At 71.6% G+C, this 10912-nt stretch carries 10 protein-coding genes; 3 read left to right on the top strand and 7 right to left on the bottom strand.

The features are described from left to right. The 7 genes from HW578_RS16420 to fabI form a co-directional block, all read right to left on the bottom strand. A partial coding sequence (locus tag HW578_RS16420) for a hypothetical protein (RefSeq protein ID WP_198371682.1) occupies positions 1–663 on the bottom strand: 663 nt, incomplete at its 3' end. Between the two features lie 80 nt (positions 664–743). Further along, entirely contained in the window at positions 744–3050 is a 2307-nt protein-coding gene (locus HW578_RS16415) for a DUF3141 domain-containing protein (protein ID WP_198371681.1), read from the bottom strand. Positions 3051–3102: 52 nt separating this feature from the next. Next, positions 3103–4311, bottom strand: coding sequence for an acetate/propionate family kinase (locus HW578_RS16410; RefSeq protein WP_369407908.1), 1209 nt, complete (start codon positions 4309–4311; stop codon positions 3103–3105). After that, positions 4308–5726: a bifunctional enoyl-CoA hydratase/phosphate acetyltransferase gene (locus HW578_RS16405; protein ID WP_369407907.1), complete on the bottom strand. Its 1419-nt coding sequence runs from the start codon at positions 5724–5726 to the stop codon at positions 4308–4310. Before HW578_RS16405 ends, HW578_RS16410 begins: the two co-directional genes overlap by 4 nt. After that, a complete protein-coding gene (locus HW578_RS16400) occupies positions 5723–6373 on the bottom strand; it encodes a 3-oxoacid CoA-transferase subunit B (protein ID WP_198371679.1) in 651 nt (216 codons plus the stop codon). The genes HW578_RS16405 and HW578_RS16400 overlap by 4 nt, the downstream gene beginning before the upstream one ends. Before the next feature lies 1 nt (position 6374). Beyond that, complete coding sequence (locus HW578_RS16395) at positions 6375–7028, bottom strand: CoA transferase subunit A (protein WP_198371677.1); 654 nt, start codon at positions 7026–7028, stop codon at positions 6375–6377. Between the two features lie 5 nt (positions 7029–7033). Then, positions 7034–7861, bottom strand: a complete 828-nt coding sequence (gene fabI, locus HW578_RS16390) for an enoyl-ACP reductase FabI (protein WP_456308287.1) — start codon at positions 7859–7861, stop codon at positions 7034–7036. A gap of 190 nt (positions 7862–8051) precedes the next feature. On the opposite strand from fabI, the gene HW578_RS16385 reads away from it, so the two are divergent. From HW578_RS16385 to HW578_RS16375, 3 genes are all read left to right on the top strand, one after another. Beyond that, complete coding sequence (locus HW578_RS16385; RefSeq protein ID WP_198371676.1) at positions 8052–8732, top strand: NIPSNAP family protein; 681 nt, start codon at positions 8052–8054, stop codon at positions 8730–8732. A gap of 55 nt (positions 8733–8787) precedes the next feature. Beyond that, the gene (locus HW578_RS16380) at positions 8788–9255 is read left to right on the top strand and encodes a YybH family protein (RefSeq protein WP_198371674.1); all 468 of its coding nucleotides are present in this window, start codon (positions 8788–8790) and stop codon (positions 9253–9255) included. A gap of 67 nt (positions 9256–9322) precedes the next feature. Next, positions 9323–10888, top strand: coding sequence for an EAL domain-containing protein (locus HW578_RS16375; RefSeq protein ID WP_198371673.1), 1566 nt, complete (start codon positions 9323–9325; stop codon positions 10886–10888). The last annotated feature ends 24 nt before the right edge of the window (positions 10889–10912 follow it).

Here is a 10912-nt window from a genome sequence, read left to right as displayed (position 1 = left end):
CTCGATCTGTTCGCGCGCCAGCAGCCGGCCGAGGCGCGGGCCGAGCCTCGGCAGGCTGCTGGCAAACAGGTCGGCCTCGCGCGCCAGCCGGCAGGGCAGGTCCGTCGCCTCGCCATGCTCCCAGGGCCAGGTGGTGGCGAGCACGATGCGGCGGAGCGCCGCGATCTCGTCGGGCGGCAGGCCCTGTGCGGCGGCGATGGCGGCAGCGGCCTCGGCCGAGCGGCGTTCCAGAAGGCCGCGCTCGGCATGCGCCTGGCCGTCATGCAGCAGGTCGTGCGCCGCCATCGCGGCGACGGCGAGCCCCGCTTCCTCGCGCGAGAGCAGCCCATCGTGCCGCGCCGCGCCGGCCAGCCAGCCCATGGCGCGCGTCGCCTCCGCCTGGTGCAGGCGGTCGTGGTAGGCCGGCTCGCGACCCGGAGGAAAGCCCGCGCCGTGGTCCTGCACGGCCTGCGCGATGGCAAGCGCTGCGCGATGCGCGGGGGCGGATGGATCCACCGTGCCGGCGGCGTCGGCGAGCGCGGCGCGCACCGCCGCCGGCATGTCGGGCGGCTGGTCGCGCAACGCGATCAGTGCCTGCTCCGCCGCCTTCATCGCGAGACCCGGCGCGCGCTGCACCAGCGCGAGGTCAAGAACGGTGCTGTGCGTCGCGGCCGTCGCGGCCATGGCCTTCGCCGGTGGTGTGGCCTGCCATCCTAGCGCGAGACCACGCGCCAGGGGCAAGGCTTCCGCCGGCGCGGCGGGAATCAGGCGACTGCCGCCTTGGGGCCGAGACCGAGGGTGCTGCGCATCGCCACCAGCATCTCGCGCGCCTTGTCGCCCAGTTCCTCGTCCGGCCCGGCCACGTGCTCGACCGCGGCCAGCGCCTTGCGGCGCTCGGCGGCGCTGGGCAGCAGCTTCGGCAGGGTGGCGAGCGCCTCCTCGCGCATCAGGGTGACGATCACGGTCTGCTCGCGGATCATGGCCTGGCGCGCCGTCGGGCTCATGCCGACGAAGGGCGGCTCGGTGGTGAGCAGCGCGTTGGACCGCGCGAGGCGCGAACGCCGCACGCCGCCGCGCGCGTCGGCCAGCAGGATCATCATGCGGATCACCGCCTCGGCATAGCCGCCCTCGGCGACCTTCGCGCGGGCATCGATATGCTGGGCCGGCTCCATGGAGACGGAACGCCGCGCCGCCTCGGCCTCGGCCGCCGTGTCGTCACCGGTCACGCCCACAGCCGCGAGGCCGCCATAGATCGCGTGGAAGGCGGTCTCCATGGTCGCGTCGCGCAGGTCGCGCCAGGTGTCGATGCTGCGCTCGACGCTGTCCGCCCAGGCCTTCTCCAGCGCCAGGAAGGGGTTGTCGGGCGCCGCCGGGGCACGACGGTCGCGCGCCATGCCGGCGAGCGCGCGCACCGGCATCATGAAGGGATTGAGGTCGGAGAGCATGTAGCGACGCGTGCGCATGGGGCTCGCCTGGCGGCGGGCCTCCGCGCCCGCCTCGGTGGCGAATTGCCGCACGATGGGGCTGACCAGCACGTCGTACAGGTGCTGGTTCATCTCGGAGATCTTGGCGACGGCGGGGAAGGCCTCGTTGCTCGCCTCGCCCGACAGGGTGCGGATGTCGGCGATCTTCCGCTCGACGAGCTCGACCTGCCATTCCTCGTTGGAGCCGCTGCCCCCGTGGCCGGTGATGCGCATCTCGTACAGGCCCGGCGCCACCGCCTCGATCATCTCAAGGGTGGTCGCGATCTCGCTGTGCTCCTTCTTCGCCACCGCGCCGGAGACGAAGATGCCAAGATGCCCGATCTGGTCGTGCAGCAGGTAGACGATGGTCTGGCCGAGCGACTTGATCTCCTGCTCGTCGCGATAGACGTCGGCGATCCAGCGCAGCGCCTGGCCAACCGGGGTGATGTTGTCGCCGGAGGAGGCGAAGACGATGACCGGTGCCTTCACCTCGCGCATGTTGAAGGTCTCGCCCCCGCCCGAGGAAATGGTGCCGGAGGAGAAGCGGTTGCCGATGAACAGGTTGTCGACGATCCAGCGGATCTCGTCCGTGGTCATCAGGAAGTAGCCGCCCCACCAGCGCTCGAATTCGAGGAAGCGGTCGGCCTCGCTGTCCACGCTGGCATAGAGGTCGAAATACTTACGGAACCAGGTGTTGCCCGGCGACAGGCTCTCGAAGTTCGCCACCAGCCCGGCGCCGTCGAACTTGCCGTTGCCGAGATCCGCCATCAGCGAGGACGGCCAGCCGCCGCCCGCGAGCCCGCCCAGGTAGCGCATCGGGTTGCGCCCTTTCTCGCCGGCCCAATAGGACAGCGGCGCGCCGTTGAGCACCAGCGCGCCCACCGCGTCGGGTGCGGCCGCGCCCAGCATCATGGTCGCCCATCCGCCCTGGCAATTGCCGATCACCACGGGCTTGGGCGCGGCCGGATGGTCGGCGGCGATGCGCCCGAGGAAGGTCGCCTCCGCCGCCGTCACATCGAGGATGGTCTGCCCCTTCTCCGGCTCGCGGTAGAAGATGACGAAATACACCGGATGCCCCCGGCGCAGCGCGACACCTACCTGGCTGTCGTTCTTGAAGCCGCCGATGCCCGCGCCGTGGCCCGCGCGCGGGTCTATGATGACGAAGGGGCGCAGCTTCGGGTCGGCGGCGCGGGTGCCCTCGGGCGGGGTGATGCGCACCAGCGCGTAGTTCACCGGCCGGGGCAGGGTGCGGCCATCGACCACCGTCTCGTATTCGAAGAACAGCACGGGCGGGCAGCCGGCGCGCTCGTGCTCGACGAAGTTGTTGCCGGCCTGGCGCATCACGTCCCAGAACATCACCCAGCGCTGCGCGGCGTCGGTCGCGTAGGCCTGCGCGTCCTGCACCAGCGCGGCCGGGGTGCGGGTGAAGCTCGCGGCGAGGTCCTTCATCGCCTGCGCGCTGGCGCTGCCCGGCACCGCGGGCATCAGGGCGCCGGCATGGCGGCCCATCACCTCGGTCAGGGCGCGCATCTGGTCGAGCACGCGGGTCGTCGTTTCCTGGGCCTTCTCCGCCAGTTCGCGGGTCGGCAGGCTCGGGATCGGGGGCATGGTCGGGTACTCCGTCGTCAGGTCGATTTTCTGCGCCGCGGCGGGCAGGGCTTCAAGCGTTTTCGCTGCGTTGCAGCAGGCCCAGCACGTGGCGGGCGATCATGCCTTCCTCGTCGGTCGGGTGGACCAGGACGCGGGTAGCCGCGCCGGGCGCGGAGATCTCGGGCGCATTGGCCGCGTTCAGCGCCGGATCGAGCGCGATGCCGAGGAAGCCCAGCTCCTCGCAGACCGCTGCGCGGATGGCCGGGGCGTTCTCGCCGATGCCCGCGGTGAAGACCAGCGCGTCGATGCCGCCGAGCGCAGCCGCCAGCGCGCCGACCTCGCGGCGGACGCGCCAGCAGAAATGCGACAGTGCCTGCGCGGCGCGCGGATCGGCGCTGGCCTCGAGGTCACGCACATCCTGGCTGATGCCCGACATGCCCTTCAGCCCGGCATTGCCATACAGCAGCTTCTGCACGGCAGCGGCGTCCATGCCCTCGGTCGTCAGCAGGTGCAGCAGCACGCCGGGGTCGATCTGTCCGCAGCGCGTGCCCATCGGCACCCCGTCGAGCGCGGTGAAGCCCATGGTGCTGTCCACGCTGCGCCCGCCCCGCATGGCGCAGAGCGAGGCGCCATTGCCCAGATGCGCCACCACCACGCGCCCGGCGGCCAGCGCAGGCTCGCTCTCGGCCAGGCTGCGCGCGACGTATTCGTAGGACAGGCCGTGGAAGCCGTAGCGCCGGATGCCGCGCGCATAGAATTCCGGCGGCAGGGCGAAAGTGTCGGCCTCCCAGGCATGGCTGCGGTGGAAGGCGGTGTCGAAGCAGGCCACCTGCGGCACGCCGGGGAAGCGTTCCGCCGCCGCGGCGATGCCCGCGAGGTTGTGCGGCTGGTGCAGAGGGGCGAGCGGCGCCAGTTCGCGCAGCCGCTCCATCACCGCCACGTCCACCATTACGGGCGCAGCCATGTCCGGCCCGCCATGCACCACTCGATGCCCGATGGCCGCCACGCGCCGCCCGGCCAGCACGCCCTCCAGCCAGTCGATGATGATGCCGAGCCCGGCGCGGTGGTTGGCCGGCGCGTTGCCGTCGTCCCAGTGGCGCTCGGCCAGGCGCGTGCCCGCCGCATCCTTCGCGGTGAAGCGCGGCGAAGCGCCGATGCCCTCCAGCTGCCCGGCGAAGCGCGGGATGGGCGGCGGTGCGGCCGGCACCTCGAAGACCTCGAACTTGATCGAGGAGGAGCCGGCGTTGATCACCAGCACCACATCGCCTGCCGCGATCACGTCGTCATCTCCGCAACCCGCGACTGCCCGGTCCGGCGCCAATAGCCATAGAGCACCGCGAAGGCTGCCGACATCAGCCGCGCATGCTCGTCATCGGCGCGGCTGGTCAGCATGACCGGCACCTTGGCCCCGAGCACCAGCCCGCCGGTATCGGCCTGCGAGAGGAAGACGAGCTGCTTGGCCAGCATGTTGCCGGCCTCGAGGTTCGGCGCGATCAGCACGTCGGCGCGGCCCGCGACGCTCGAATGGATGCCCTTGGTGCGCGCCGCCTCCAGGTCCACGGCATTGTCCATGGCGAGCGGCCCGTCCACCAGGCCGCCCTTGATCTGCCCGCGCTCGGCCATCTTGGACAGCGCCGCGGCGTCCACGGTGGAGGGGATGGCGGGGTTGATCGTCTCGATCGCCGAGAGGATGCCCACGCGCGGTTCGGCGATGCCGATCGCCTGCGCGAGGTCGATCGCGTTCTGCACGATGTCGGCCTTGGTCATCAGGTCGGGCAGGATGTTGATGGCGGCATCCGAGATGATCATCAGCCCCTGGTGGCCCGGGATGTCGAGCACGAAGGCGTGGCTGATGCGCCGCCCGGCACGCAGCCCGCCATCGCTCTTGGTGACGTGCTTCAGCACCTCGTCCGAGTGGATGTTGCCCTTCATCACCGCCTCGGCCTTGCCCTCATGGACCAGGCAGACGGCGCGCGCTGGCGCGTCGTGGACGGAGCCGACGGGCTCGATGACGGCGTCCTTCAGGTCCCAGCCGATCTTCGCCGCCGCCGCGCGGATCTCGGCCTCGGGCCCGACCAGGATGGGGGCGATCAGCCCTTCCTTCGTGGCTTCCCAGGCGCCGCCGAGGGAATTCTCGTCGGTCGGCGCGGCCACCGCGGTCGGCATGGGGGGCAGGCCGCGGCAGGCCTCCAGCAGCCGGGAGAATTTGCCCCGCGGTACCAGCGTCAGCGCCGGGATGACGACGCCATCGGTGATCAGGCGGGTCGGCGGTGGGCTGACCTCCGCGGTGCCGATGGCGACCAGGACGCCGTTCTCCTTCTCGAGCCGGCAGTCCATGACCAGCAGGTTTCCGGGCAGCTTCTCGCGCACGGTCACAGTCGCGACCACGACGTCGCCGGCCTCGACGCGCGCATGGAAGCGGATGTCCTGGTAGCGGTACACCGTGCCCGGACCCGGCAGCTTGTTGCCCAGCGCCGCCGAGAAGAGCGAGGCGCACCACATGCCCGGTGCGACCGCCGTGCGCCCGGTCTCCTGCTCGGATTCGCCCGGCAGGTTGACCGGGTTGAGGTTGCCCGAGGCATGCGCAAAGACGATCAGGTCGTTGGGCGTGCACAGGCGCGTGATGCTGGCACTTTCGCCGACGTCGATCTCGTCCCAGGCACGTCCGATGAGCGCGGGGGCGGTCAGGGTCACAGGCGCATCTCCGGGATTGTGTCGGGCAGGATCAGGGGCGCGGTGGTGGCGGCGATGATCTGCTCCACCGGGACACCGGGCGCGCGTTCGCGCAGCACCAGCCCCTCCGGTGTGGGTTCGATCACCGCGAAGTCGGTCACCACCAGGGATACGGGGCGCGCGGCGGTGGGCGGCAGGGTGAGTTCCGGGACGATCTTCGCCTCGCCCTTCGCGGCATGCTGCATGGCGATGACGACGCGCTTCGCCCCGGCGACCAGGTCCATCGCGCCGCCCATGCCGGCGACCATGCGCCCTGGGACCGTCCAGTTCGCGAGCCGCCCCCTCGCATCCACCTGCAGCCCGCCCAGCACCGTCATGTCGAGGTGTCCGCCGCGGATCAGCGCGAAGGATGTAGCGCTGTCGAAGGCGAAGGCACCGGGAATGGCGGAGATGAAGCCGCCGCCGGCATCGGTGAGGTTCGGGTCCTCCATGCCCTCGGGCGGGCGGGCGCCGAAGCCGATGATGCCGTTCTCGCTCTGGAACGCCACCAGCATCCCTTCGGGCACGTAGCGCGCCACCAGCGTGGGCAGCCCGATGCCGAGGTTGACCAGGGTGCGGTCGTGCAGCTCCTGCGCGACGCGACGCGCGATGATCTCCTTCGCGTCCATCTCAGCGCGGCCTTTCCACCAGGTGGGTCACCAGGATGCCCGGCGTGCGGACATGGTCGGGGGGGATGACGCCGATCGGTACGACCTCGTCCGGCTCGGCGATCACGAGGTCGGCGGCCATCGCCATCACCGGGTTGAAGTTCTGCGCGGTCAGCCGGTAGGTCAGGTTGGCGTAGTAGTCGGCCTCGTAGCAGTGCAGCAGGGCGACATCGGCGCGCAGCGGCTTCTCGAGCAGGTAGTCGCGGCCATCGACGGTGATCACCTGCTTGCCCTCGGCGACCGTGGTGCCGACGCCGGTGGGTGTCAGCACGCCGCCCAGGCCCGCGCCGCCGGCGCGGATGCGCTCGGCCAGCGTGCCCTGCGGCACGAGGTCCACCTCAATCTCGCCGGCCATCATCTTCTGCTGCGTCACCGGGTTGGTGCCGATGTGGCTGACGATGACACGGGCCACGCAGCCGGCCACCACCAGCCGGCCGATACCGAGGTCGGGCCGCCCGGTGTCGTTGCCGATCACGGTCAGGCCGCGCGCGCCGCGCGCCACCAGCGCGTCGATCACCCGCCGCGGGGAGCCGACGCCGAGGAAGCCGCCGATCATCACGGTGGCGCCGTCGGGCACCAGCGCGGCCGCCGCCTCGGGGGAGATCGCTTCACGCATCGCGTTCAGGCCACGTTGTGCAGGCCGGCATCGACGTAGATCGTGTCGCCGGTCATGCCGCTGGACGCGCCGCCCACCAGGAAGGAGACCACGCGCCCGACCTCCGCGATGTCGACCAGGCGGTGCTGGGGAGCGCGTTCCTGCGCCATCTGCACCAGCTCGTCGAACTGAGCGATGCCGGAGGCGGCGCGGGTCTTGAGCGGGCCGGGGGAGACGGCGAAGGCGCGGATGCCGCGTTCGCCGAGCTCCGCCGCGGCGTAACGCACGGACGCCTCCAGCGCCGCCTTCACCGGCCCCATCACGTTGTAGTTCCCCACCACCTTGTCGGCGCCGTAGTAGGACATGGTGACCAGCACGCCGCCCTTGTCCATCAGGGGTTCGGCCAGCTTCGCCATTCGCAGGAAGGACCAGCACGAGACGTGCATGGCCTGGGCGAAGCCTTCGGGCGAGCAATCCACCACGCGCCCATGCAGGTCCTCGCGCGGGGCGAAGGCGATCGAATGGATGACGAAGTCGAGGCTGCCCCAGTCCCGGCCGATGCGTTCGAACAGCGTCTCCAGCGCACCGGGCTGCTGGACGTCGAGTGGGGCGATGATCTGCGCCTGCAGCTGTTCGGCCAGCGGGCGGACGTATTTCTCGGCCTTCTCGTTCAGGTATGTGACGGCGAGGTCGGCGCCGAAGGCGCGCAGCTTCACGGCGCAGCCATACGCGATGGAATCGGCATTCGCGATGCCGACCACGAGGCCGCGCTTGCCCTTCAACATGTCGCCCACACGGCTGTCCGGGTCCCAGACCGTGGGAAGTGGGTCGATCGGGCGGGTCTCGGCGGGCATGGCGCGGCTCCTGGGGCTATCGCGGCCAGGGGTGCCACGTCGGACTGCCCGGCTTCTTGACCTAGAACAGATTTCGCGTCGCCGGCCACCACAAATCTGTTGCGGTGCAGCACGGCGCGCCTCCGCCGAGGGTTGCCACCCCGCCGCGCCCGGCGGAAGGTGCGCCCGCCGCCATCCTTGAGGAAACGCGATGTACATCGAACACCGCCAGTACACCTTCCACCCCGGCAAGCAGCCGACCTGGATCGACGCCTTCGGCAGCCACGGCTTCCCGTCCTCGGTCCGGACGCTCGGCGCCCCCTCGATGGGCACCTTCACGGTCGAGGTCGGCACCATCAACCGCTTCGTCTTCATGCGCGGCTGGGACGACATCGACGCGCGCGACGCAGGCCTGGCGGCGCGCGAGGCCGACCCGCAGTGGAACGAGTTCAAGAAGCTCGCCGCCGGCTGCATCATGTCGCAGGAAGTGAAGTTCCTGAAGCCGACCGCCTTCTCGCCGATCCAGTCGGCCAAGGATTTCGCCTTCAAGCGCGAGATCGGCGGCACCGGCATGATCGTCGACCACCGCACCTACGACTTCCACCCGGGCAAGATGCCGGCCTGGCTGAAGGCCTACGAGGAGCTGGGCCTGCCGGTGCAGAAGCGCATCCTGGGCCAGCTGCTGATGTTCGGCGTGACCGAGATCGGCCCGATCAACCAGGTCGTCTTCTGCTGGCTGTATGAGGGCTTCGGCGACCGCGACCGCCGGCGCACCGCCATGGCGGCCGACCCGCAGTGGCAGGAATTCGGCAAGGTGGTGGGCGGGCTCGGCGCGCTGAAGCAGCAGACCGTGATGGCGCTGAAGCCGACCGCCTTCTCGGTCGTGAAGTGACGCAGCCCGGCGCGGGCCGCCGCGCCCGCGCCGCGGCCCAGCAGGGGCGCCGCGCATGACCAACCTTCCCGTTCCCGTCGCCGACGCGGCGCTGCGCGCCGAGATCCTCGACTGGCTCGACCGCTTCGCCGCCTGCGTGCGCGATGTCGATTTCCGGTCGGCCTACCCGTTCTGGCACGACGACATCGTCATCTTCGGCACCTACCAGGAGCTGGTGCGATCGCGCGTGGCCTGGACCGACACGCAATGGTCCAACGTGTGGCCGCGCACCAAGGAGTTCCGCTTCGACCTTGCGAATACCGAGGTGCTGGCCTCCCCCGGTGGCGGCATGGCGGTGGCGGTCACGCCCTGGACCAGCATCGGCTGGAACCCCGATGGCAGCGAATTCGACCGCCCGGGCCGCGCCACCATCGTGCTGCAGAAGCAGCCAGACGGGCGTTGGGTCGGCGTGCACAGCCACATGTCGCTCGGCCGCGGCGTGCCGCAGGACAGCCACGGCACGCGGCCGATCAAGGCACGCTGAAGGGCGCGCTTCATCCGCGCTTAAGGTCCGGCGGCGAGGATGGCGCCCCTCGCCACCGGGTGGACCCATGCAGGACATCGTGCGGCCGAGCGCCGTCAACGCCGCCGACCGCTTCCTGACCTTCGCCTTCGCCGCCGCGGAACTGCTGGTCGAGACCGACGCGGAAGGCCGCATCACCTTTGCCGAGGGCGCCTTCCCGGCCCGCTTCGGCCGCCCCGGCGCGGGCTTCCTGGGCCGGCCGGTGCAGGACCTGGTGGCGCGGGACCAGCGATCGGGCATGGGCACCGCGCTCGAGCTGCTGAGCGCCACGGGGCGCATCCGCCCCACCGCGATCCGCCTGGCGGACCGGGCGCGATCGGCCTTCAGCGTGGCCGGGCTGGCGGTGCCGGGGCGCACGGGCGCCTTCTGCCTGACCTTCGCGCCGCTGCCCAACGACCTGCCGGGCGGGCCACTGCCGGGCGGGCCGGGCCTTGCCCGCGCCGCCGAGGAATTGCTGCGCGGCGGGGAGGAGAACGCGGCCCTCGGCCTGATCGAACTCACCGGCGATGGCGGGGCGCTGGCGCCGCGCGCGGACCTCGCGGCGCGGATCCAGCAGCTGCTCTCGACCCAGGGCGGGGCGGGGGCGGTCGCGGCGGATTTCGGCTCCGGGCGCTTCGGCGTGTTGCCCGGCGAAGGGCTGCCCGATCTCGGCGCGCTGTCGCAGCAGGTGGCGCTGCTGCTGGCCCAGCATGGGCTGCCGGGCAGCATCGGCACGCGCGCCGTCTCGCTGGCCTCGGGCGACCTGTCGCCGGTGCAGGCCACGCGGGCGCTGCGCTTCGCGCTCTCGGCCTTCGCCCGCGGCGGGGACGAGGCGCTGGAGAGGGCGGGCTTCTCGGGCGGCCTGTCGGGCTTCGTGGCGAGTGCCGCGGAGCGCGCGACGGCGCTGCGCCGGACCATCTCGGAACGGCGATTCCGCCTGGCCTTCCAGCCCATCGTGCTGCTCGCCGACCGCCGCGCCCACCACTACGAAGCGCTGCTACGCCCGATCCCGACCCCCGGCACGCCCTATGGCGAGCCGTCGGAATTCATCGCCCTCGCCGAGACGGTCGGGCTGTCGGAGGCGCTCGACTGGGCGGTGGTCGAGACCGCCTGCGAGGCGGCGCGCGCGGCCGCGGGCGCGCGCATCGCCTGCAACCTCTCGGGGCTGTCGCTGCAATCGGCGCCGTTTCGCGAACGCCTCTGCGCCCTGCTGGAAACGGCGCCCGATCTCGCGAAGCGCCTGCTGGTCGAGATCACCGAAACCGCCGAGATCGAGGACGAGGCGGAGGCGCGGCGTACCGTCGACGCGCTGCGCGCCCTCGGCCTGCCCATCTGCATCGACGATTTCGGCGCCGGCGCGGCGGCCTTCCGCTACCTGCGCGCCTTCCGGGTGGATTTCGTCAAGGTCGATGGCGTCTATGTGACCAACGCGGTCGAGAGCGAGCGCGACCGCGGCTTCATCGCCGCCATGGTGGACCTGGCCCGCGCCGTCGGCGCCCAGGTGGTGGCCGAGCGGATCGAGACCGAGGCGCAGGCCGCGCTGATGGCCGGGCTCGGCGTCGCGTTCGGCCAGGGCTACCTGTTCGGCCGCCCGGGCGCGCTGCCCGGCGCCTGACCCCGGCGTGCCGGCCGCGCCGCG

The sequence above is a fragment of the Roseomonas rosulenta genome (genome assembly GCF_016106005.1).
Classification (GTDB): domain Bacteria; phylum Pseudomonadota; class Alphaproteobacteria; order Acetobacterales; family Acetobacteraceae; genus Neoroseomonas; species Neoroseomonas rosulenta.
Note: the sequence above shows the minus strand (reverse complement) of the source record. Positions and strands in the feature narration are given on the sequence as shown.